Annotated in this window: 28 protein-coding genes; all 28 read left to right on the forward strand. The window is 43.9% G+C overall.

The window, feature by feature from the left end; all coding sequences use genetic code 11:
• The first annotated feature begins 451 nt into the window (after window positions 1-451).
• On the forward strand, window positions 452-1,246 hold the full coding sequence (locus ACJ751_RS08600; protein ID WP_407745083.1) for a M57 family metalloprotease: 795 nt from the start codon (window positions 452-454) through the stop codon (window positions 1,244-1,246).
• 192 nt (window positions 1,247-1,438) lie between these two features.
• Complete coding sequence (gene fusA / locus ACJ751_RS08605; protein WP_407745084.1) at window positions 1,439-3,589, forward strand: elongation factor G; 2,151 nt, start codon at window positions 1,439-1,441, stop codon at window positions 3,587-3,589.
• 516 nt (window positions 3,590-4,105) lie between these two features.
• Entirely contained in the window at window positions 4,106-5,368 is a 1,263-nt protein-coding gene (locus ACJ751_RS08610) for a T9SS type A sorting domain-containing protein (protein WP_407745085.1), read from the forward strand.
• A 200-nt stretch (window positions 5,369-5,568) separates the two neighbouring features.
• Window positions 5,569-5,865 (forward strand): hypothetical protein, encoded by a 297-nt coding sequence (locus tag ACJ751_RS08615; RefSeq protein ID WP_407745086.1) that lies wholly within the window; start codon window positions 5,569-5,571, stop codon window positions 5,863-5,865.
• A 135-nt stretch (window positions 5,866-6,000) separates the two neighbouring features.
• Window positions 6,001-8,199, forward strand: a complete 2,199-nt coding sequence (locus ACJ751_RS08620) for a S9 family peptidase (protein WP_407745087.1) — start codon at window positions 6,001-6,003, stop codon at window positions 8,197-8,199.
• A gap of 83 nt (window positions 8,200-8,282) precedes the next feature.
• Window positions 8,283-9,011, forward strand: coding sequence for a hypothetical protein (locus ACJ751_RS08625; protein WP_407745088.1), 729 nt, complete (start codon window positions 8,283-8,285; stop codon window positions 9,009-9,011).
• A gap of 10 nt (window positions 9,012-9,021) precedes the next feature.
• On the forward strand, window positions 9,022-9,576 hold the full coding sequence (locus ACJ751_RS08630; RefSeq protein ID WP_407745089.1) for a hypothetical protein: 555 nt from the start codon (window positions 9,022-9,024) through the stop codon (window positions 9,574-9,576).
• 686 nt (window positions 9,577-10,262) lie between these two features.
• Window positions 10,263-10,568, forward strand: a complete 306-nt coding sequence (gene rpsJ, locus ACJ751_RS08635) for a 30S ribosomal protein S10 (RefSeq protein WP_014220852.1) — start codon at window positions 10,263-10,265, stop codon at window positions 10,566-10,568.
• 464 nt (window positions 10,569-11,032) lie between these two features.
• Window positions 11,033-11,650: a 50S ribosomal protein L3 gene (gene rplC / locus ACJ751_RS08640; protein ID WP_407745090.1), complete on the forward strand. Its 618-nt coding sequence runs from the start codon at window positions 11,033-11,035 to the stop codon at window positions 11,648-11,650.
• A gap of 61 nt (window positions 11,651-11,711) precedes the next feature.
• A complete protein-coding gene (rplD, locus tag ACJ751_RS08645; RefSeq protein WP_407745091.1) occupies window positions 11,712-12,344 on the forward strand; it encodes a 50S ribosomal protein L4 in 633 nt (210 codons plus the stop codon).
• 26 nt (window positions 12,345-12,370) lie between these two features.
• The gene (gene rplW / locus ACJ751_RS08650; RefSeq protein ID WP_014220849.1) at window positions 12,371-12,670 is read left to right on the forward strand and encodes a 50S ribosomal protein L23; all 300 of its coding nucleotides are present in this window, start codon (window positions 12,371-12,373) and stop codon (window positions 12,668-12,670) included.
• A gap of 91 nt (window positions 12,671-12,761) precedes the next feature.
• Complete coding sequence (rplB, locus tag ACJ751_RS08655) at window positions 12,762-13,601, forward strand: 50S ribosomal protein L2 (protein ID WP_407745092.1); 840 nt, start codon at window positions 12,762-12,764, stop codon at window positions 13,599-13,601.
• Window positions 13,602-13,646: 45 nt separating this feature from the next.
• Entirely contained in the window at window positions 13,647-13,919 is a 273-nt protein-coding gene (gene rpsS / locus ACJ751_RS08660; protein ID WP_081198358.1) for a 30S ribosomal protein S19, read from the forward strand.
• Window positions 13,920-13,976: 57 nt separating this feature from the next.
• Window positions 13,977-14,318 (forward strand): 50S ribosomal protein L22, encoded by a 342-nt coding sequence (rplV, locus tag ACJ751_RS08665; RefSeq protein ID WP_014220846.1) that lies wholly within the window; start codon window positions 13,977-13,979, stop codon window positions 14,316-14,318.
• A gap of 27 nt (window positions 14,319-14,345) precedes the next feature.
• Window positions 14,346-15,173 (forward strand): 30S ribosomal protein S3, encoded by an 828-nt coding sequence (rpsC, locus tag ACJ751_RS08670; protein ID WP_407745093.1) that lies wholly within the window; start codon window positions 14,346-14,348, stop codon window positions 15,171-15,173.
• A 54-nt stretch (window positions 15,174-15,227) separates the two neighbouring features.
• Window positions 15,228-15,647 (forward strand): 50S ribosomal protein L16, encoded by a 420-nt coding sequence (gene rplP / locus ACJ751_RS08675; protein WP_407745094.1) that lies wholly within the window; start codon window positions 15,228-15,230, stop codon window positions 15,645-15,647.
• A 58-nt stretch (window positions 15,648-15,705) separates the two neighbouring features.
• Window positions 15,706-15,915 carry a 50S ribosomal protein L29 gene (gene rpmC / locus ACJ751_RS08680; protein WP_407745095.1) on the forward strand — a complete coding sequence of 70 codons (210 nt, stop codon included), beginning with the start codon at window positions 15,706-15,708 and terminating at the stop codon, window positions 15,913-15,915.
• An 84-nt stretch (window positions 15,916-15,999) separates the two neighbouring features.
• A complete protein-coding gene (gene rpsQ / locus ACJ751_RS08685; RefSeq protein WP_014220842.1) occupies window positions 16,000-16,257 on the forward strand; it encodes a 30S ribosomal protein S17 in 258 nt (85 codons plus the stop codon).
• A 119-nt stretch (window positions 16,258-16,376) separates the two neighbouring features.
• Window positions 16,377-16,745, forward strand: coding sequence for a 50S ribosomal protein L14 (gene rplN, locus ACJ751_RS08690; protein WP_014220841.1), 369 nt, complete (start codon window positions 16,377-16,379; stop codon window positions 16,743-16,745).
• A gap of 108 nt (window positions 16,746-16,853) precedes the next feature.
• Window positions 16,854-17,192 carry a 50S ribosomal protein L24 gene (gene rplX / locus ACJ751_RS08695; RefSeq protein ID WP_014220840.1) on the forward strand — a complete coding sequence of 113 codons (339 nt, stop codon included), beginning with the start codon at window positions 16,854-16,856 and terminating at the stop codon, window positions 17,190-17,192.
• Between the two features lie 88 nt (window positions 17,193-17,280).
• Window positions 17,281-17,823 carry a 50S ribosomal protein L5 gene (gene rplE / locus ACJ751_RS08700; protein WP_407745123.1) on the forward strand — a complete coding sequence of 181 codons (543 nt, stop codon included), beginning with the start codon at window positions 17,281-17,283 and terminating at the stop codon, window positions 17,821-17,823.
• 65 nt (window positions 17,824-17,888) lie between these two features.
• Complete coding sequence (gene rpsN, locus ACJ751_RS08705) at window positions 17,889-18,158, forward strand: 30S ribosomal protein S14 (protein WP_407745096.1); 270 nt, start codon at window positions 17,889-17,891, stop codon at window positions 18,156-18,158.
• A 107-nt stretch (window positions 18,159-18,265) separates the two neighbouring features.
• Complete coding sequence (gene rpsH, locus ACJ751_RS08710) at window positions 18,266-18,664, forward strand: 30S ribosomal protein S8 (protein WP_407745097.1); 399 nt, start codon at window positions 18,266-18,268, stop codon at window positions 18,662-18,664.
• A gap of 118 nt (window positions 18,665-18,782) precedes the next feature.
• Entirely contained in the window at window positions 18,783-19,337 is a 555-nt protein-coding gene (gene rplF / locus ACJ751_RS08715; RefSeq protein ID WP_407745098.1) for a 50S ribosomal protein L6, read from the forward strand.
• A 95-nt stretch (window positions 19,338-19,432) separates the two neighbouring features.
• Window positions 19,433-19,795 carry a 50S ribosomal protein L18 gene (gene rplR / locus ACJ751_RS08720; protein ID WP_407745124.1) on the forward strand — a complete coding sequence of 121 codons (363 nt, stop codon included), beginning with the start codon at window positions 19,433-19,435 and terminating at the stop codon, window positions 19,793-19,795.
• A gap of 43 nt (window positions 19,796-19,838) precedes the next feature.
• Window positions 19,839-20,357 (forward strand): 30S ribosomal protein S5, encoded by a 519-nt coding sequence (gene rpsE / locus ACJ751_RS08725; protein ID WP_407745099.1) that lies wholly within the window; start codon window positions 19,839-19,841, stop codon window positions 20,355-20,357.
• Between the two features lie 44 nt (window positions 20,358-20,401).
• Window positions 20,402-20,584, forward strand: a complete 183-nt coding sequence (gene rpmD / locus ACJ751_RS08730) for a 50S ribosomal protein L30 (protein ID WP_081198369.1) — start codon at window positions 20,402-20,404, stop codon at window positions 20,582-20,584.
• Between the two features lie 160 nt (window positions 20,585-20,744).
• Entirely contained in the window at window positions 20,745-21,194 is a 450-nt protein-coding gene (rplO, locus tag ACJ751_RS08735) for a 50S ribosomal protein L15 (protein ID WP_407745100.1), read from the forward strand.
• Window positions 21,195-21,201: the final 7 nt, after the last annotated feature.

Consider the following 21,201-nt stretch of genomic DNA (forward strand, 5'->3'; position numbering starts at 1 on the left):
GAAGGCAGAAGGCAGAAGGCAGAAGGCAGAAGGCAGAAGGCAGAAGGCAGAAGGCAGAAGGCAGAAGGCAGAGAATTTTCCGCGGTGCAAGATCACTTATTAATTGCAAATAATCGCGAGCTATTCACCTGTAACCTGAAACTTGAAGCCTGTAACCGGAAACCGGTGACTGGCCAGTTACCAGCTAAAATGCTAATTCGTTGTACTAACCCTCTTGTATAAATGATTTTAGTAATCCCTGAAAAAACTTTTCCACAATAACGGTGACCTATACCGTGAATTGGGTAAAAAAGCGGTGTTATAATGGTGCTTCTGCAACGCCGTTGCCATTTTGCGCGGGTGTGTCTCTGGATAATTTCGGTAAATTGATAGGGTATCACGTGCAGTAACCTTACCACTAACCGACAGTGGTGATTTACTTTCAAATACCAACTATTAAATCTACAGACACATGAGAAAGACTATTTTCACTTTAACTGCAGTCGTGGCAGTCTGCATGCTCACGTTATTTGCCTGCCGCAAAAATGCAAAAACCGATTCTACTACCGTTGTTTCAGACGAAGCGCTTACTAAAATTTACAACCTGGGTTTCAGCAATAAGGATGTAATTCCTGATGGCAAGGGAAATTACATTGTTGAGGGCGACATCCTGCTTAGTGAGGACGATCTGAATGCAAAAGCCGATGTTTCCCTTTTACGGGTGGCCGGCGAAGAGCAATACAGAACCACCAACCTGGTAAGAAATCTGCCCAGAACGATCACTGTAAGCCTGGCTTCTAACCTAAGTACCTGGTCTACAGCCCTGAATACGGCCATTAGCCGCTACAATGCGCTGGGATTGCAGATTACTTTCACCCGGGTTAGTTCCGGTGGAAATATTTCCATTGTGAACGGTTCGGGCAGTTTCCTGGCCTCCTCAGGATTCCCCACTTCTTCAGGAAATCCATATAACCAGGTGATCCTCAATTCAAGTCAGGTGGCAGGTCAACCCAATAACACGGTTGCTTCCATTCTGGCGCATGAGATCGGTCACTGTATCGGTTTCCGCCATACCGACTATTTTAACAGGTCGTACAGTTGCGGCGGATCCGCTGTAAATGAAGGATCTGCAGGGGTTGGCGCCATCAATATTCCTGGTACGCCTACCGGTGCGGATCCCAACAGCTGGATGTTGTCCTGTATTGGTTCAGGCCAGGATCGACCCTTTAATGCAAATGACAGAACCGCATTGAATTATCTGTATTAATTTACTATTACCAGTTTGGTTACTGCATGGGGAAAAGTCCTGCCGATCAAGGCAGGACTTTCCTTTTAGGGCGCCCGGCCGCTTTATTTTTACCCTATGTTACACCGAATTCGGGATAATTTTTCATACCTTTGCCCGCTCATTTTCAGGGCATTTTACCCTGAAACATTAAAAAGAAAATTTAACAAAGTCATGGCAGACTTACGATTACAAAGAAATTTTGGAATTGCGGCACACATCGATGCCGGTAAAACAACTACTACGGAGCGTATCTTGCGCTATACCGGTATGATCCATAAAATTGGAGAGGTGCATGATGGGGCGGCTACAACCGACTGGATGGAACAGGAGAAAGAAAGAGGTATCACCATTACTTCTGCTGCTGTTAGCTGCCAGTGGAACTTCCCTACTGTAAAGGGTAAGGCTGACGCCAATACAAAAAGTTATTATTTTAATATCATCGATACTCCGGGCCACGTTGACTTTACCATTGAGGTAGAGCGTTCAATGCGTGTGCTGGATGGGTTGATCGCCCTGTTTTCTGCCGTTGACGGGGTAGAACCTCAGTCTGAAACCGTTTGGCGCCAGGCTAACCGTTACAAAGTTCCCCGTATCGGTTTTGTTAACAAAATGGACCGTTCAGGTGCTGACTTCCTGATGGTGGTTAAACAGATAAAAGAAATGCTGGGTGCAAAAGCTGTTCCCCTGCAATTACCCATCGGCGCTGAAGATGATTTCAAAGGCGTGGTTGACCTCATCAAAATGAAAGGGATCATCTGGCACATGGAAACAGAAGGTATGACCTTTGACGAAATTCCTGTACCTGCTGATATGGTAGCAGAAGCAGAAGAGTGGAGACAAAACCTCATCGAAGCTGTTGCCGAGTACGACGACAAGCTGATGGAGAAATTCTTCGACGATCCAAACACGATCAGTGAAGATGAAGTACACGAAGCAATCCGCAAAGCAACGATCGATCTGAGCATCGTTCCTATGATGTGCGGTTCTTCATTCAAAAATAAAGGAGTACAAACTGCCCTCGATGCTGTTTGCCGCTACCTGCCTTCACCAGCTGATATCGATGATATCGTAGGTACCAATCCTGATACATTAGAACCAGAAATTCGTAAGGCTGATCCAAAAGCGCCTTTCGCAGCCCTGGCCTTCAAGATCATGACCGATCCATTCGTAGGTCGTTTGGCCTTCTTCCGTTGTTACAGCGGCCACCTCGATGCCGGTTCGTATGTGAGGAACATGCGTAGTGGCAAGAACGAGCGTATCAGCCGTATCATGAAGATGTTCGCCAACAAACAAAACCCCATCGATTTCATCGAAGCCGGTGATATCGCTGCTGCGGTAGGTTTCAAGGAAATCAAGACTGGTGATACCCTCTGCCATGAAGATCACCCGATTGTTCTGGAAAACATGTTCATTCCGGAGCCGGTTATCGCTATCGCCGTTGAACCTAAAACACAGGCCGACGTTGATAAAATGGGTATGGCTATCGCCAAACTGGTGGAAGAAGATCCTACATTACGTGTAAATACCGACGAAGATACCGGTCAAACCATCCTGCGTGGTATGGGTGAGTTGCACCTGGAGATCATCATCGATCGTATGAGACGCGAATTTAAAGTTGAAGTAAACCAGGGTGCGCCCCAGGTTGCTTATAAAGAAGCCTTCAAGAAGAAAGTTGAGCATCGCGAAACCCTGAAAAAACAAACCGGTGGTCGCGGTAAATTCGCTGATATCGTGTTTGAAATGGGACCTGCCGATGAAGAGTGGCTGAAAGAAAATCCTGACAAAGGTTTCCAGTTCGTAAATGATATCTTCGGTGGATCTATTCCCCGTGAGTTCATTCAACCCATTCAAAAAGGTTTTGAGTCTGCCATGGGTACCGGCGTTCTCGCCAGCTATCCTGTAGAGAACGTGAAGATCCGCATCTTCGATGGTAGCTACCACCAGGTTGACTCTGACGGTATGTCGTTCGAGTTGTGTGCAAGAGCTGGTTTCCGTGAGGCTGGCCGTAAAGCACAACCCGTATTACTGGAGCCAATCATGAAAGTGGAAGTAATCACTCCAGATCAATACATGGGTGATGTTACCGGTGACCTGAACCGTCGTCGTGGTATGCTGGAAGGTATGGACACCCGCGGTAATGCACAGGTTATTAAAGCCAAAGTGCCATTGAGCGAAATGTTCGGATACGTAACACAGTTGCGTAGCTTGTCATCAGGCCGCGCTACCAGCACCATGGAGTTCAGTCACTATTCTCCTGCACCTAACAACATCGCTGAAGAAGTGATAGCCAAGTCAAAAGGCAAGGCGAAAGTAGGTGAGTAATTGAGTTCTCATATCTCTTAAATATAGGCCCTGACGGTAAACGTTGGGGCTTTTTTTATGTGCCGGCCTGCACGGTTACACGCCTAAAATGCACGGTTATTGGCCTAAACGACACAGTAATTGGATCTTAATGTTCCGGTAAGAAGATTTTATTAGATTTGCGCTCCTCCTTTTTAACGTCATCCAATATCCTGAGAAAAGTGCTTGTGCTTACTGATATATTCCACAAAGAACTTAACATTTAAATACAAACAGGCCCAACCTTAACATCTTATCTATGCGAAAAATTGGTTATTTATTGGTGTTTCTATTGGTTAGTTCAATTTATTATTGCCATGCCCAGGGAAGAGCGCCGGGGATGAAATGGGAAAAAATAATTGGGAGCAATGGTACTGATATTGTGACGGAATCCCGAAAAATTTCTTTGGTTGACACCTGGATGCAAGCATTAGCCTGCTGCCGCTTACCCCAGCCCGTCCTGGTTTTCCTACTCAGTACAAGCTCGTTTATAAGAATGTGGGAACAACGCCCATTGCGAACGGCACTATAACGCTGGTAAAAGATCAACACCTGACATTGACCAGCGCTATACCAGTCGCCAGTACTACAAATGGCAATACCATTACATGGAATTTCAGTAATCTCGATCCAAATAAGGAAGCATTCATAACGCTCAATTTTGTAGTAGATGCGCCGCCAGCGGTAAATTGGGGCGATACGGTAAAATCAAAAGCCTGGTTAACATTGGGCGCCAGAGATATAACACCCCATGATGATACCACTATTTTGAAACAGATTGCAGCAGGCTCTTTTGACCCCAACGACAAAACCGAAGCAAATGCAGGCGTTATTACACCTGAGCAGGTAAGCAATGGTGAATACCTGAATTATACCATCCGGTTCCAGAACATGGGTAGTGATACTGCATTCAATATAACAGTAAGAGATACCCTGGAAAGCCGGCTCGACTGGAGTACATTACAAATGGTTTCAGCGAGCCATGCTTACCAGTTATCTATTGAAAATGGCAACAAACTGACCTGGCAGTTCGACAATATCAAACTGCCTTATTCCGGCATCGATGAGCCGAACAGCCATGGTTACATAGCGTATCGTATTAAACCCAAACCAACCGTAATAGCAGGTGAGACTATAATAAATACAGCCGGCATTTATTTCGATTATAACCTGCCTGTTGCCACCAATGCTGCCAGAACGGTGGTGATGGTCTTAAGCCCGTTACCGGTAACACTCATTTCGTTCAAGGCTGCATTAAATGGCGAGGTTGTTAATGTAACCTGGAAAACAAGCCTGGAAGAAAATATAAAACAGTTTGAAGTAGAGCGCAGCGCAAATGGTATTGATTTTACCACCATCGGCATGGTAAAACCCGGGCAAACCACTTACCTGTTTACTGATAAGCAGCCGTTGACCGGCTACAATTATTACCGGTTGAAGTCAATAGATATAGATGGCGGTTACAAATATTCATTCGTTGTAATGGTGAATGTGAAAAACGATGCCAATATTATTTCCTCGCTGTATCCAAATCCGGGTAATGGCAATATTCAATTGAAATTACAAGGCGTTATTGAAGGCAACGTACAGGTGCAGGTGATTGATCAGCAGGGCAGACCTATTGTTACCAAACAATATGGCGTGCAACATGCTGCTGAGTTTAAAACCCCTATTGTGCTGAGCGGGTTAGGAAAAGGGACTTATATATTGCGAATAACAGTTAATGATAAAACCTGTTTACAGAAGTTATTGATACAGTAATTAATAAATGATTACTGATAAAAAATCCTCCCGGCCGGGAGGATTTTTTATGTTTATATACCCCCCTTTAACATTATGTCTATCAGTTTGTGGTTTAAGTGTTAATGAAATGACAACAAACAACCAGGCTTTAAACTTACTTTCTTACTGTGCCTCTAATAAACAGGAAACACATTGTAGAACAACTAAAAATTCATTGTATGAAAAAATATGTTAACCGCATCATTTTAGCAGCAGTACTGGTAGTTGGATTTTCTGTTGCAGCGTCTGCACAAGTAGTAGTAAGAGCCCGGTTGAATGCACCGGTTGTAGTACGACCGATGGCCCCTTCGCCCCATCATGTATGGGTAGACGGTAACTGGCGCCCTCGTCATGGCCACTATGAATATTCACAGGGCTATTGGGCTGAACCCCGTCGTGGCCGTCACTATATACCCGGCTATTGGGCGCCCCGCCGTCATGGATATGTGTGGATCGAAGGTCATTGGGGACGCTAAAGTTCCTGAAATAAGATATTACGGATCAGGAGTACATATACCAAAACCCCGTTCATTAAATTGGACGGGGTTTTTATTGGCGGTAATGTTAGTTTGCAATCAATGTCTTAATTTCCTGCCTCAAATTGTATCAGCATGCACTCTTCGAATACGCTCAGGAGATCTTTATTAGTTATACTTACCGCATTTGTACCCATTCTACTGTTTGCCCAGGGAGGCATTAAATGGAACAGGACCGGTAATGGGTATTACCAGTTTGAAAAAGGCGAACTGGGGCTATATACCCTGCCGCAGCAAACCAAAACGGTGATTATTTCAAAAACGCAATTGACCCCCACCGGAACAACGGCGCCACTGAATATTCAGAGTTTCAGTTTTACTGCCGATGATAAAAAGGTGTTGCTGTTTACCAATACCAAAAAGGTTTGGCGTTTAAGGACCCGGGGCGATTACTATGTATTTGATACTAATACCGGGGCGCTGACTAAGCTGGGTAAGAACCGTCCCGCCTCGTCCCTGATGTTTGCCAAATTTTCGCCCGATGGCGCCAGGGTGGCCTATGTAAGCGAGTATAATTTGTATGTGGAAGACCTGGCCAGCGGCAATATACAGCAGCTTACGATGGATGGTAACCGTAAATTCATAAACGGGACCTTCGACTGGGTATATGAAGAAGAGTTCTCCTGCCGGGATGGTTTTCGTTGGAGTCCCGATAGCAAACACATTGCTTACTGGCAAATAGATGCCCGCAAGACAAAGGATTACCTGATGATCGATAATACCGATTCTGTTTATCCCTTTGCCGTGCCGGTTGAATATCCCATTGCCGGCGAACCCCCTTCGCCCTTTAAGATCGGCGTAGTGGACATCACTTCCGCCAAAACCCAATGGATGGATATTCCCACCGATCCTGTATTACAAAGCTATGTACCCTGCATGGAATGGGCTGCTAATAACAATGAGTTGATCGTTCAGCATTTGAACCGCTATCAAAACCAAAGCGATCTGCTACTGTGCAATGCCCAAACCGGCGCGTCGCAGGTTATTTATACAGAGAAAGATTCAGCCTGGATCGACATTCTATCTCAATGGGATAATGAATATATCTGGGGTGGCTGGGACTGGCTCAGCGGCGGCAAGGAATTTCTCTGGGCTTCTGAAAAAGACGGCTGGCGCCACTTATACCGCGTTACCCGCGATGGAAAGAAAGAAGTAAAGATCACCAACGGTAATTACGATGTGATCGATATCTCCGCCATCGATGAAAAGAACGGGTATGTGTATTTTCTGGCCTCGCCCAGCAATGCCACCCAGAAGTATTTGTACCGTACCAAACTGAATGGCAAAGGTCCGGCAGAAAGAGTATCACCAGCCAACCAGGAAGGTACGCATGATTATGACCTGTCGCCTACGGCTACCTATGCGCGACATGTTTTTTCAAACATGAATACACCCTATACCGATGAGCTGATTAGCCTGCCCGATCATAAAGGGTTGAATGGGGAGCATAAAGTGAATGATGCCATTGCCGGGGCCGATAAAAACACCGGCATTGAATTCTTCAAGGTAAAAACAGAAGAAGGCGTTGAAATGGACGGGTGGATGGTGAAACCCCAAAATTTCGATCCCAACAAAAAATACCCGGTTGTATTTTATGTATACACCGAACCCGCAGGTCAAAATGTAAGAGATCAGTATGGGGCTGCAAACCCCTGGTTATACCGGGGCGATATGGCGGCTGACGGTTATATCTACATCTCCATCGACAATCGCGGCACACCCGTTCCAAAAGGACGTAACTGGCGCAAGGTGATCTATCGCAATATCGGCAGGGTAAACATCCGCGATCAGGCAATGGCCGCCAAAGAGGTTTGCAAATGGCCTTTTATCGATACTTCCCGTACAGCGGTATGGGGATGGAGTGGGGGCGGTTCCGCTACCCTTAACCTGATGTTCCAGTTCCCTGAGATCTACAAAACCGGGATCGCTATAGCGGCGGTGGGCAGCATCTTTACTTACGATAATATTTACCAGGAACGTTACATGGGTTTGCCGCAGGAGAGCGCGGCTGATTATGTAGCCGGCTCACCCATCACCCATGCAAAGAATTTAAAGGGTAACCTGTTATATATCCATGGTTCCGGGGATGATAATGTGCATTATCAAAATGCGGAGTTGTTATTGAATGAGCTGATCAAATACAATAAGCAATTCCAGTTTATGAGTTACCCTAACCGTACGCACAGCATTTCAGAAGGCCCCGGTACATTTGAGCATTTGAGCACTTTATATACTACTTACCTGCGGGCGCACTGCCAGCCAGGTGGCAGATAATACATTCTTTAGGAATTGCTAATTCAGCATTCCTTAACAGAACCAGTTTTTGATTTCGGCTAACTTGTCTCGAAAAGAAAGTTATGCCGAAATCTTTACCCCTTGCCGTTATTCCCTTACTCTTTTGTGTTTCCTGCGCCAGTACCACCTTTCAGTATTCCACCCTTAGTAGTTCTGATGTTAAAAAAAATGACAGGAATGAGTTTATGGTGGAGAACGATAGCCTGAGGCTGGTGTATAATTTTTCCGGTAAAAGCGGGCCGATCCATATTTCCATTGAAAACAAGATGGGCGTTCCCGTTTATATCGACTGGAAACGGTCAGCCATGATCGTAAATAACAAAGCCATTCCTTATGTAGTGGAAGAAATGAAGATCGAGGGTAACTTCCAGGGCAGTTCCTACAATTACCGAAACAGCGGGTATGGAGTAAATAGCGGGCAGTTGCAGGCCACGGCCGTTTTGCCACCGACCTTAGATTTTATTCCTCCCAGGGCTATCATCAACAAAAATCAGATGTATGTTACGAATGGGTTTAATGGCCGCATCCCGGATACTGCCTTTCATAAATTAAAATACCCGGTAGCGGAAGGAGTGACTGTCAAAGTTAAAAAAGCCACGTTTACAGAGGCAACCTCACCGTTCCGGTTCAGAAGCTATATTACTTATATGATTGGGGAGCCCGGTACCAAGCCGTTTGCTTTTGAGCACAGTTTCTTTGTTTCGGAAATAATGAATACCGGCAGCGGACCCAAAGAAATGTCAATAAACACCAGCAACCGGGGCGATCAGTATTATACCATAAGATATTAAAAAAGAAGTTATGCTGAAATTTTTACCCCTGATCTTATTACTCTTTCCTTTTTTCATTGCCTGTAACAAATATCAGTACTCTACTATCAGCAGTTCCCAACTGGAAAAAAATGAAATAAACGAGCTTGTTTTTGAAAACGACAGCCTGAAACTAGTGTATAATTTCATGGGTTCCGATCTGGGACCGAACATCTTTATTGAAAACAAGTTGCAGGAACCTGTTTATATCGACTGGCGGGAGTCGGCCCTGATCGTTAATGGCCATACATATAGTTATGCGCCTATTGAAGTGAACCTACATGGTAATGTTGCAGGCAGCGCTTTTGCCGGTAAGCCATCGACCATTGATTATATTTCGCCCCGCGGTACATTAAACAAAACCCCGATGGTGCTTTCGCAGTATTATTCCAATACTATTCCTCGGGCCAGGCTTCTCAAGACCCGGTACACAGCTGGCGGGATTAGTTATCCGGTAAAAACGGCCATTTTTACAGAGGCCACCTCTCCGCTTCGGTTAAGGAGCTTTATTCCTATATGGTGGGCTCCTCAAACGGTGATCCGCTGAGTTTTGAAAATAGTTTTTATGTTTCCAGTATGATGAATGCCAGGGCCAGCCCGCCAACTATAATGCAGAATGGGAACCATGGTAACCAGTTTTATACCTCCAGGCACACCGGTGGTGGAGCGGCCGCATTGGTGCTTTTAACCGGGGCAATTGTTGAGGGTGCCATTCAAGCGGTTGGGGTACTTATTGAGGGACAATAGGCGCAGGAAACTTTCGTACACATTGAGTATCATTATGTTATAATATAAAAATAACCTCTTAAGGCTATAATCAATTGAATGTCTGTAATTTAATGCGTTAACCATGTGTCAACCATGTGTGAAACATGTGTCATCCATTGGTAAAGGGTACCATTTGACACATGGATCACACATGGATGAGGCCAGGTTCACACATGGTTTAGTGTAGGCTTACTGCCTTATGTTGACCAGACCTCAAAAAATACAGAAGGGTAGTGAACCGGAGGGTGAGGGGAAGCGTTAATAGGTACTTCCACCCGGTAACGTTGAACCTGTAACTTGCAACCTGGCAACCGGAAACTGACCAAATTGGTCCCCTGAAACCGGTGAAAAAGCAGTTATTTCCAACTTTTTCGGCCTTTTGGTAAAAATAGTTGAGAAATCTTTTGCTCAATACCTAACAACCCCTACCTTTGCATCCCCATTGGAAAAATTGGGTTTTGCAATATGTCTCAGCGAATCAGAATAAAATTACAGTCTTACGATCACAATCTGGTAGATAAATCTGCCGAGAAAATCGTAAAAACCGTGCGCAGCACAGGTGCTGTGGTAACAGGTCCTATTCCTTTACCTACACGTAAAAAGATATTCACCGTATTGCGTTCACCCCACGTGAATAAGAAGAGCCGTGAGCAGTTCCAGTTGTGCACCCACAAACGGTTATTAGATATCTATACTTCCAGCAGCCGTACAGTAGATGCACTGAGTAAGCTTGACTTACCTAGTGGTGTTGAAGTAGAGATCAAAGCCTGATAGCATTGTATGAACCCTGTCAGGGTTCTAAAAATCCTGACAGGGTTTTTTCATAAAGTTCTTTCTATCCCATCTGTAAACTTTATTCTTAACAGGATAGATAAAACAGCGCTGGGTTAACGAATTAGGGGTAAAAAAGCAAATGCTGCTTTACAACTAAACAGATTAGATTAATAACGTTTTAAAATATGAACTAGCCCTTCGAGGTTAGTTTACTACCGGTACTTCTATCATCCCGGCGTTTCGTTGGGACATCAGAAAAGATGACGAAGTTTAAGTAGTGGCACAAGGCCACTTTCGCTAAAGCTTCGGTGGCTAAAAGAAAAGGTCGGTAGCAAACGGAGATTGAAGTTGCTTATGATTGTGCCTGTCTGCCGCCTGGCGGATAAGTGTATCAGAACACCCTGTTCTACAATCATTAACGCAATTGTCTCTTTAACCACGAGGGCACAAACCGAACAACGATGAAAGGAATCATTGGTAAAAAGATCGGGATGACCAGCATCTTCAGTCAGGATGGCAAGCAAACTGCCTGCACTATTATTGAAGCTGGTCCCTGTATTGTGACCCAGGTAAAAACTACCGAAACAGACGGATACAGCGCTATCCAGTTAGCTTACGGTGACAAGAATGAAAAGCACACTATCGCTGCTGAAAAGAATCACTTCGCTAAGGCCAATACAGCCGCAAAGAAATTTGTAAAAGAATTCCGCAATTATTTTACTGAAAAGAGTTTAGGTGATGCTATCACTGTTGACATTTTCGCTGAAGGCGAAAAAGTTGACGTTGTAGGTACTACTAAGGGTAAAGGTTTTCAGGGTGTTGTTAAACGTCACGGATTTAGTGGTGTGGGCGAACAAAGCCACGGCCAACACGACCGTCAACGTGCTCCTGGTTCAATCGGTAACTCATCAGATGCCTCCCGCGTATTCAAAGGTATGCGCATGGCCGGCCGTATGGGTCAGGATCGTGTGAAAGTAAAGAGCCTGAAGATCCTGAAAGTATTCCCTGACAAGAACTACATCCTGGTTAACGGATCAGTTCCTGGCCACAATGGTGCGATAGTATACATTCAAAAATAATTTTGTTATTGCAGATTTAATCCGGACAAAGGTCGGGAGGTAATCTTAAATATAAAGTACGATGCAAGTAGATGTTTTAAGTATAAAGGGTGCGAAAACCGGTCGTTCTGTTGATTTAGCCGATGATATCTTCGGAACAGAGCCGAACAACCACGTGGTTTACCTGGCTGTAAAGCAATATTTAGCTGCACAACGTCAAGGTACGCACAAAGTAAAAACCCGTTTGGAAGTTAAAGGTTCCAGCAAAAAATTGCACCGTCAGAAGGGTACTGGTGGTAGCCGTAAAGGTAACCTGCGTAGCCCGTTGCACAAAGGTGGTGGTACCATCTTCGGGCCTAAACCCCGCGATTACGATTTCAAGCTGAACCGTAAAGTAAAAGACCTCGCCAAGATCAGCGCGCTGTCTGATAAAGCAAAAGAAAACGCGATCGTGATAGTTGAAGATATCAACCTGGCTGCTCCTAAAACAAAGCAGTTTGTTGAGATCATGAGCGCTCTGAAGATCGACAATAAAAAAGCATTGGTGATTTTACCTGAGTATAACGAGAACCTGCAGAAGAGTGTTCGTAACATTCCAAATGCATTGGGTATTCAGTTCGCTGATATCAACACATACGATATCGTGAATGCCGATGTATTGTTATTTACCGAAACCACTGCAAAGTTGTTCAGTGAAGAAGGTGTTGAAGCGTAATTCATCAAATTTTCAAAAACGTTATTATGAAACTCACAGAAGTATTAATAAAACCAATCGTTACCGAAAAAAGCAACAAGCTGTCTGATGCTAAAAGAACTTTTGCTTTTCGTGTAAACCGCAAAGCCAACAAGCTTGAAATTAAGAAAGCAGTTGAAAGCTTTTACGGTGTAAACGTAACTGAGGTAAATACGGTGGTTGTGCCTGGTAAATCAAAGAACCGGTTCACTAAATCGGGCTTTATCTCCGGGGTAAAACCAGCATACAAAAAAGCGTATGTGAAAGTAGCAGAGGGAGAGAGCATCGATCTGTACGCTAACATTTAATCCTGACCGTTAGCGTTAGGATAAAGAATGGCGAGTCAATCGCCGCAAAGAATTGACAAAAGATTTTATAACGATATTATAAGAAGAAAACATGGCACTGAAAAAATACAAACCGATTACAGCAGGTACACGTTGGAGAATTGGAAACGCGTACGCTGAAATCACTACTAACGAACCGGAAAAGAGTTTGCTGGAGAGCACAAAATCAACCGGTGGCCGTAACGTACAGGGTAGAAGATCTATGCGTTATATGGGTGGCGGAAACAAAAAGATGTTCCGTATCATCGACTTCAAACGTAACAAAAAAGATATTCCTGGTACTGTTGCTTCTATTGAATACGATCCAAACCGTACTGCATTCATCGCTTTGATCAATTACAAAGACGGTGAAAAAAGATATATCCTGGCTCCCCAGGGCTTGCAGGTTGGCGCTACTATCCTGAGTGGCGACGCTGTAGCTCCTGAAGTTGGTAATGCACTTCTAATGAAGAACATGCCACTGGGTACCAACGTTCACAACATTGAAATGCAGCCTGGTCAGGGTGGTAAGCTGGTACGCAGTGCCGGTACATCAGCCCAACTGGCCAACAAGGAAGAAAGATACGCTGTGCTGAAAATGCCTTCTGGTGAACTGAGAAAGATCCTCATCAACTGCTACGCTACTGTAGGTGTAGTAAGTAACGGTGACCACAACCTTGAAATGATGGGTAAAGCTGGTCGTAACCGTTGGAGAGGTATCCGCCCCCGCACCCGTGGTGTAGCGATGAACCCTGTAGATCACCCAATGGGTGGTGGTGAAGGTAAATCTTCAGGTGGTCACCCACGTTCAAGAACCGGTAAATACGCCAAAGGTCTGAAAACACGTCAAAGAGGTAAAGGAAGCGATAAGTTGATCATTCAACGTAAGAACGGTAAAAAATTAGCCAAGTAATTGTTGAATATCAAATTTTCAAACTAACAGAATCAAATCTTAGATATGGCTCGTTCAATTAAAAAAGGTCCTTACGTAGCCTCCAATTTGGAGAATAAAGTTCTTGGTATCAATGATGGCAAAGCGAAGAAAGGTGTGATCAAAACCTGGAGCCGTCGTTCTACCATTACTCCGGATTTTGTAGGCCACACTTTTGCTGTGCACAATGGCAACAAATTCATTCCAGTATATGTAACCGAGTTCATGGTTGGTCATAAGCTGGGCGAGTTTGCTCCCACACGCCAGTTCAAAGGACACTCTAGTAAAAAAGTTGGTTAATAATTTCAAATATTCCGGGTTGAAGGACCCGGGGTTCAGAAATCAGAAATAATAAAAATGGAAGCTGTAGCAAAACTTAGAAACTATCCCACATCACCCCGCAGAATGCGTTTGCTGGCTGATGAAATACGTGGTGTTGACGTGGAAAAAGCATTAGCGTTGCTGGAATTTCATCCTCAACACTCTGCCACTCCGCTGCTTAAATTATTAAAGAGCGCCATTAATAACTGGGAGCAAAAGAACGAAGGACAAAGCGCTGCTGATGCCGGGTTAAAAGTGAAAACGATCTTTGTTGACGGCGCCCGTACTTTGAAGAGAATGTTACCCGCTCCGCAAGGCCGTGCTTATCGCCTTCGCAAGCGCAGTAACCACGTAACTATAATCGTTGATGTTAAATAATTAGCTCAAATTTTCAAATTATAATAAATGGGTCAGAAAACGAATCCTATTGGTGCCAGGTTAGGGATTATCCGCGGTTGGGAATCTAACTGGTATGGTAACAAAAAAGATTTTTCTACCAAGTTGATCGAGGATAACAAGATCAGAACTTATCTGAATGCCCGTATCAACAAAGGTGGTATCTCTAAAATAGTTATTGAGCGTACGCTGAATAAACTGATTGTTACCATTCACACTTCCAAGCCTGGTATTATCATAGGTAAAGGTGGGAATGAGGTTGATCGCATTAAAGAAGAGTTGAAGAAACTGACTGGTAAAGAAGATGTGCAGATCAACATTCTTGAAATTCGTCGCCCCGAGCTGGACGCTATGATCGTAGGTGATACCATCGCCCGTCAGATCGAGAACCGTATCAACTACAAACGCGCCATTAAAATGGCTATCGCTTCTGCACTGCGCATGGGTGCTGAAGGTATCAAAATAAAGATCAGCGGACGTTTGGGTGGTGCTGAAATCGCCCGTACCGAAGAGATCAAACAAGGTCGCACACCATTGCATACCCTGCGTATGGATATCGATTACGCGAACGTATTTGCGTTGACCGTTTACGGTAAGATCGGTATCAAAGTATGGATCTGTAAAGGTGAAGTACTGGGTAAAAGAGATCTGAACCCGAACCTCGTTGGTGGTAAGAGCGATGTGAACGACAGAAGAGACAGAAGAGAAGGTGAAGGTGGCGACAACCGCGGTCATCGTGGTGGTGGTAATGACAGAAGAGGTGGTGGTGACAGAAGACATCACGGTGGTGGTGGTGGAGATCGCAGAGGTGGCGACAGAAACAGACAACAGGACTAATTTGAAAGCCTGTTTTCAAATTAACCAATTTACAAATTTTCAAATTTTAGATAAATGTTACAGCCAAAAAGGACGAAACACCGGAAAGCGCAGAAGGGCCGCATCCGCGAAGTAGCAAAACGCGGTACTACTATCGCTTTTGGTTCTTTCGCTCTGAAATCCCAGGAAGCTATCTGGTTAACAAATCGTCAGATCGAAGCTGCCCGCCAGGCGTTGACCCGCGCTATGAAACGTGAAGGTAATGTTTGGATCCGCATATTTCCTGACAAACCAATTACCCGCAAGCCGCTTGAAGTGCGTATGGGTAAAGGTAAAGGTAACCCTGAATTCTGGGCTGCAGTAGTTGAACCAGGTCGTATCATCTTCGAATGCGATGGTGTACCTGAACAGGTAGCAAAAGAAGCGCTGGAACTGGCGGCACAAAAACTGCCCGTTAAAACCAAGTTCATCGTAAGACGTGATTATAGTGCATAATATGCTAATTAGCTCATTGCTAATCTGCTAATTATCAAATTATCAAACTGAATTTACTATGTCAAAGAAAATAGATTTCAATAAGAGCGTGAAGGAAATGAGTGAGGCTGATCTGAAAGCCCGCATTCAGGAAGATGAACTGCGCCTGAAAAAGCTGGAGTTCGCTCATGCAATTTCTCCCCTGGAGAACCCAATGAGCATCCGCGACCTGCGCAAAGATGTGGCTCGTTTAAAAACAGAATTAAGAAACAAAGAACTGGCTAAGTAATATGCTAGTTAGCCAATGTGCTAATAAGGCTAATTGGTTTTAATTATCACATTAGCTAATTATCAACTTATCAAATTTATTATAATGGTTGACAGAAATTTGCGTAAAACAAGAACCGGGGTTGTTACCAGCAACAAAATGGAAAAGACCATTACTGTTTCTGTAGAAAGAAGAGTAAAACACCCTATCTATGGTAAGTTCGTAAAAAAGACTACCAAATTCCATGCTCATGATGAAAAGAATGAGTGCACCATAGGCGATACTGTACGCATTATGGAAACACGCCCCCTGAGCAAAACAAAGCGGTGGAGACTGGTAGAAGTAGTAGAAAAGGCGAAGTAATAAGCTGTTGGCTGTAAGCGGTTAGCTGTAAGCCAACGACGATTTCAAATAAATTTTTAATCATCGCTGGTGGTCCCGATGATCTCGGGACTAAAGGCTGAGAGCTAAAAGCTAAAACAATGATTCAGCAAGAGTCTAGATTAAATGTAGCTGATAACAGTGGCGCCAAGGAAGTACTGTGTATCCGTGTACTTGGAAACAGCGGCCAGGATTACGCCAAAATAGGCGATAAAATTGTAGTAACCGTAAAGGATGCTATTCCTGCCGGTGGTATTAAAAAAGGTACTGTTACCAAAGCGGTAATTGTTCGTACCAAGAACAAATTACGCCGTAAAGACGGATCTTATATCCGTTTTGATGACAATGCCGTAGTGTTGTTGAATCAGTCTGATGAGCCTCGTGGTACCCGTATTTTCGGACCCGTTGCCAGAGAATTGCGTGATAAAGGATACATGAAGATTATCTCTTTGGCACCCGAAGTACTTTAAGAGCAAATCGCCAAAGGCTGCGTTGAATGCCTTTGGACAATAATATAACTTGTAAACAGCGTTGCGTTTCCCTTAATTGGTTTTCGTTCCGCGTTAAGCTTAAATAAAATGAGCAACAGATTCAAACCTAAGTTTAATATTAAAAAAGGCGACACCGTAGTAGTTATTGCCGGTGATGATAAAGACGCTAAAAAGCCCCGCAAAGTTTTGGAAGTATTTCCAGAAAAAAGCCGCGTGCTGGTTGAAGGCGTTAATATCGTTACCCGCCATACCAAACCTTCGGCTCGTAACACCCGTGGCGGTATCGTAAAGAAAGAAGCTGCTATTCACATTTCAAATGTGATGTTGTGGGATGCCAAAGCCGGTTCTGGTGTAAAAGTAAAACGCAGCCGTGAGAACGGTAAACTGGTGCGTATTTCCAAAGAAACTGGTGAAGCAATAAAATAATTATCAATTGTGTTATGCTGAGTGCCCCGCGCATGAAACATAATACGCTAAGCTAAATAAGACGTCTACAACAAAATATAGTCCCAGGCTGGCAGATAAGTACAAAAAAGAAGTTGTACCTGCTTTAATGAAACGTTTTAATTATGGAACGGTGATGCAGTGCCCCAAATTGCAGAAGATCTGTATCAACCGTGGTGTGAACGGAGCCGTTTCTGACAAAAAGCTCGTGGATGTGGCTATTGATGAGCTGACAAATATCTCTGGTCAGAAAGCAATTCCCACCATGTCTAAAAAAGACATTTCAAATTTTAAACTGCGTAAGAACATGCCTATTGGCGCCCGCGTAACTTTGCGTGGTACCAAAATGTATGAGTTCCTCGACAGGCTGATCGCTACTTCATTACCCCGCGTACGTGACTTCAAAGGGATCAATGAAAAAGCTTTCGATGGCCGTGGTAACTATACTTTAGGTGTTACCGAGCAGATCATCTTCCCTGAGATCGACATCGACAAGGTGAACAAGATCACCGGTATGGATATTACGTTTGTAACGTCTGCCCAAACCAATGAAGAAGCATATGAGCTGTTGAAAGAGTTGGGTATGCCGTTCAAAGGAGCTAAAAAAGATTAAGAAATATCCCGATAATGATCGGGATTCATCTATACATTTAGAAATCTCAAAACGTAAAATAAATTATGGCTAAAGAGTCAGTTAAAGCCAGACAAAGAAAAAGAGAACGTATGGTAGCGCAACATGCTGAAAAGCGTGAGGCTCTGAAAGCTGCCGGTGATTGGAAAGCGCTGGATGAAATGCCGAAGAATTCTTCGAAAGTTCGTCTGAAGAACCGTTGCCAGATAACCGGTCGTCCCAAAGGATACATCCGTTACTTTGGCTTAAGCCGTGTTATGTTCCGTGAAATGGCGCTGAATGGCAAAATCCCAGGTGTAAGAAAAGCATCCTGGTAAGGCAAGTCCCGATACTATCGGGAAAGCCTCACAAGACATGAGAGTAAGCCTGTACTCAGGAACTACTCTTGAATAAAATTGTAAAACTGAATTAACTTAAAATACACATGGTTACTGATCCCATAGCAGATTACCTGACAAGAGTTCGTAATGCTCAGATGGCTGGCCACCGGATCGTTGAGATCCCGGCTTCTAATCTGAAAAAACGTATTACCGAAATATTGTACGATCAGGGATACATTCTGAAATACAAATTTGAGGATGATAACAAACAAGGTCTTATCAAAATAGCCTTGAAGTACGATCCTCAAAGTAAAGAGCCTGCTATCAAATCTCTGGAAAGAGTTAGCCGTCCTGGTTTACGTCAGTATGCCAGCCCTGCTGAATTCAAAAGAGTGAAAAACGGTTTGGGCGTTGCAATCGTAAGTACATCTCAGGGTGTAATGACCGACAAACAAGCCAAAACCCAGAATGTAGGCGGCGAAGTTCTTTGCTACATTTACTAGGCTGATCCGCCAGCTGGCGGATGGCGGGTTCTCCGATACATTAAGCCCTTAACCTATAGGGGCTGACCGGTTGGAAGAACTGTAAACTAAAAACTTGAAACTTTAAATTAATTAAGTTATGTCTCGTATAGGTAAAAAGCCTGTAACAGTATTAAGCGGAGTGAACATCACTGTAAGTGCTGACAATGTGATCACTGTTAAAGGTCCTAAAGGTGAATTGAAACAAGCGATCGATCGCGATATTAAAGTAACAGTAGAGGGCAGTGAAGTATTATTCAACCGTCCTACCGACCAGATCCGTCACCGTGCCATGCACGGTTTGTACCGCGCGCTGGTTGCCAACATGGTAAAAGGTGTTACTGAAGGTTACACGAAGAAACTGGAGTTGGTGGGTGTAGGTTATAAAGCTAGCAATCAGGGTAACCTGCTCGACTTGTCGCTGGGTTACTCTCACAATATTTTGTTCGAAATTCCCAAAGAATTGAAAGTAGCTACTCAACAGGAAAAAGGGGAGAACCCAAAAATTACCCTGGAAGGTATCGACAAACAATTAATTGGACAGGTTGCCGCTAAATTACGCAGCTTACGTAAGCCTGAGCCTTACAAAGGAAAAGGTGTTAAATACGTTGGCGAAGTTATTCGTCGTAAAGCTGGTAAAGCAGCCGGTAAATAATCAATGGGTTAATGTGCTAATGAGGCAACTCATTAGCACATTGACCAATTTTCAAATTTTCAAATTAGCTCTCCGGCAGTATCGGAGAACACAAAATAAAAGCAATGAATACCAAATTAGTACAAAGGCAGAAGATCCGCTACCGCATCCGTAAAAAGGTTGCCGGTACTGCCGAGAAACCAAGACTGGCTATTTTTCGCAGCAACAGCGACATCTATGCTCAGTTGATCGATGACACAAAAGGGTTTACTCTGGCTGCTGCCTCTTCACGTGATAAGGATATCAGTGCGCAGAAAGGAACCAAAGTTGAAAAAAGCAAACTGGTTGGCCAGGCTGTTGCCCGTAAAGCAAAAGAACTGGGTGTTGCCAAGATCGTTTTCGATCGCGGTGGTAACCTGTACCATGGCCGGGTAAAAGCAGTTGCTGATGGTGCACGTGAAGGCGGATTAGAATTTTAAGACAGTTCACATTTTACAATTCCGATAATTTCAAATAGAAATAATGGCAAAAGTTAATTTAAACAGGGTTAAAGCCGGTGATATTGAACTGAAAGAGAAGGTGGTGGCTATTAACCGCGTGGTAAAAACAACCAAAGGTGGTCGCGCTTTCAGTTTCTCTGCCCTGGTAGTGGTAGGTAACGGAAATGGTGTTGTAGGTCATGGACTTGGAAAAGCAAAAGAAGTACAGGAAGCAATTACCAAAGGTATCGAAGACGCCAAAAAGAACCTGATTAAAGTGCCTATCATGCACGGAACCATTCCCCATGACCAATGGGCGAAAGAAGGTGCTGCCAAAGTATTGATTAAACCAGCTGCTCATGGTACTGGTGTGATCGCCGGAGGTAGCATGCGTGCAGTGCTGGAAAGCGCCGGTATCACCGACGTTCTGGCAAAATCACTGGGTTCTGCTAATCCTCACAACGTGGTAAAAGCTACATTCAAATCATTAGCTTTATTGCGTGAGCCGATTACTGTTGCCCGTCAGCGTAAACTGAACCTGAAGAAAGTATTTAACGGATAATGTCGTGCGCGTAAGCGATCGGCAAATCATAACTGAGTTGAATCATGAAAAAAATAAAGATCACTTTAGTAAAAAGTCCTATTGACAGACCTGAGCGCCAGAAACTGACTTTACAGGCTTTAGGTTTGAATAAGACGAATGCTTCAAAAGAAGTAGAAGCTACTCCGCAAATTCTGGGTATGGTTCGCAAAGTAACCCACCTGATAACAGTTGAGGAGCTGGCTTAAAAACCTGAATTAGCCAAAATTTCTAATAAAAAGCAGTCATTTCTAACAGATTTGATTGCTTTTGATGTTAGTAAATCATTATTTTCGCGGCGTTTTGTAGCGAATTATTATTTTTTTAAAAATGCGAGGGGCGATTCCCCGTAAGTAAAAATCAATTACAATGAAATTACATGAATTAAGGCCTGCAAAAGGCGCAACGCACAAAGAGAAACGTTTAGGTCGTGGTGAAGCTTCCGGTAAAGGTGGAACTTCTACAAAAGGTAACAAGGGTGGTCAGAGCCGTGCTGGTTATCAACGTAAAAACGCCCATGAAGGTGGTCAGATGCCTATTCAGCGTCGTTTGCCAAAACGTGGCTTTAAGAACCCATTCCGTGTTGAATACAAAGTGTTTAACCTGGGTCAAATCGATCATTTGATAGAAAAATATGAACTGACAGAAATTTCTCATGATTCACTGAGAGAGTGGGGTCTGGCGGGTCAAACAGATAAAATAAAAATATTAGGTAACGGTGAACTGAAGGGCAAAGTCGCTTTCAAAGTAAGTGCAATCAGCGAAAAAGCTAAACAAGCGGTAGAAGCAGCTGGCGGTTCCGTGGAGATTGTAAAGTAATTTTGTG

The organism is Niastella sp., assembly GCF_045805085.1.
Taxonomy (GTDB): domain Bacteria; phylum Bacteroidota; class Bacteroidia; order Chitinophagales; family Chitinophagaceae; genus Niastella.

What these genes read in the sequence shown, in the direction of transcription:
- ACJ751_RS08600 (WP_407745083.1), top strand. Translation starts at nt 452, where the DNA reads ATGAGAAAGACTATTTTCACTTTAACTGCAGTCGTGGCAGTCTGCATG.
- fusA (WP_407745084.1), top strand. Translation starts at nt 1,439, where the DNA reads ATGGCAGACTTACGATTACAAAGAAATTTTGGAATTGCGGCACACATC.
- ACJ751_RS08615 (WP_407745086.1), top strand. Translation starts at nt 5,569, where the DNA reads ATGAAAAAATATGTTAACCGCATCATTTTAGCAGCAGTACTGGTAGTT.
- ACJ751_RS08620 (WP_407745087.1), top strand. Translation starts at nt 6,001, where the DNA reads ATGCACTCTTCGAATACGCTCAGGAGATCTTTATTAGTTATACTTACC.
- ACJ751_RS08625 (WP_407745088.1), top strand. Translation starts at nt 8,283, where the DNA reads ATGCCGAAATCTTTACCCCTTGCCGTTATTCCCTTACTCTTTTGTGTT.
- ACJ751_RS08630 (WP_407745089.1), top strand. Translation starts at nt 9,022, where the DNA reads ATGCTGAAATTTTTACCCCTGATCTTATTACTCTTTCCTTTTTTCATT.
- rpsJ (WP_014220852.1), top strand. Translation starts at nt 10,263, where the DNA reads ATGTCTCAGCGAATCAGAATAAAATTACAGTCTTACGATCACAATCTG.
- rplC (WP_407745090.1), top strand. Translation starts at nt 11,033, where the DNA reads ATGAAAGGAATCATTGGTAAAAAGATCGGGATGACCAGCATCTTCAGT.
- rplD (WP_407745091.1), top strand. Translation starts at nt 11,712, where the DNA reads ATGCAAGTAGATGTTTTAAGTATAAAGGGTGCGAAAACCGGTCGTTCT.
- rplW (WP_014220849.1), top strand. Translation starts at nt 12,371, where the DNA reads ATGAAACTCACAGAAGTATTAATAAAACCAATCGTTACCGAAAAAAGC.
- rplB (WP_407745092.1), top strand. Translation starts at nt 12,762, where the DNA reads ATGGCACTGAAAAAATACAAACCGATTACAGCAGGTACACGTTGGAGA.
- rpsS (WP_081198358.1), top strand. Translation starts at nt 13,647, where the DNA reads ATGGCTCGTTCAATTAAAAAAGGTCCTTACGTAGCCTCCAATTTGGAG.
- rplV (WP_014220846.1), top strand. Translation starts at nt 13,977, where the DNA reads ATGGAAGCTGTAGCAAAACTTAGAAACTATCCCACATCACCCCGCAGA.
- rpsC (WP_407745093.1), top strand. Translation starts at nt 14,346, where the DNA reads ATGGGTCAGAAAACGAATCCTATTGGTGCCAGGTTAGGGATTATCCGC.
- rplP (WP_407745094.1), top strand. Translation starts at nt 15,228, where the DNA reads ATGTTACAGCCAAAAAGGACGAAACACCGGAAAGCGCAGAAGGGCCGC.
- rpmC (WP_407745095.1), top strand. Translation starts at nt 15,706, where the DNA reads ATGTCAAAGAAAATAGATTTCAATAAGAGCGTGAAGGAAATGAGTGAG.
- rpsQ (WP_014220842.1), top strand. Translation starts at nt 16,000, where the DNA reads ATGGTTGACAGAAATTTGCGTAAAACAAGAACCGGGGTTGTTACCAGC.
- rplN (WP_014220841.1), top strand. Translation starts at nt 16,377, where the DNA reads ATGATTCAGCAAGAGTCTAGATTAAATGTAGCTGATAACAGTGGCGCC.
- rplX (WP_014220840.1), top strand. Translation starts at nt 16,854, where the DNA reads ATGAGCAACAGATTCAAACCTAAGTTTAATATTAAAAAAGGCGACACC.
- rpsN (WP_407745096.1), top strand. Translation starts at nt 17,889, where the DNA reads ATGGCTAAAGAGTCAGTTAAAGCCAGACAAAGAAAAAGAGAACGTATG.
- rpsH (WP_407745097.1), top strand. Translation starts at nt 18,266, where the DNA reads ATGGTTACTGATCCCATAGCAGATTACCTGACAAGAGTTCGTAATGCT.
- rplF (WP_407745098.1), top strand. Translation starts at nt 18,783, where the DNA reads ATGTCTCGTATAGGTAAAAAGCCTGTAACAGTATTAAGCGGAGTGAAC.
- rpsE (WP_407745099.1), top strand. Translation starts at nt 19,839, where the DNA reads ATGGCAAAAGTTAATTTAAACAGGGTTAAAGCCGGTGATATTGAACTG.
- rpmD (WP_081198369.1), top strand. Translation starts at nt 20,402, where the DNA reads ATGAAAAAAATAAAGATCACTTTAGTAAAAAGTCCTATTGACAGACCT.
- rplO (WP_407745100.1), top strand. Translation starts at nt 20,745, where the DNA reads ATGAAATTACATGAATTAAGGCCTGCAAAAGGCGCAACGCACAAAGAG.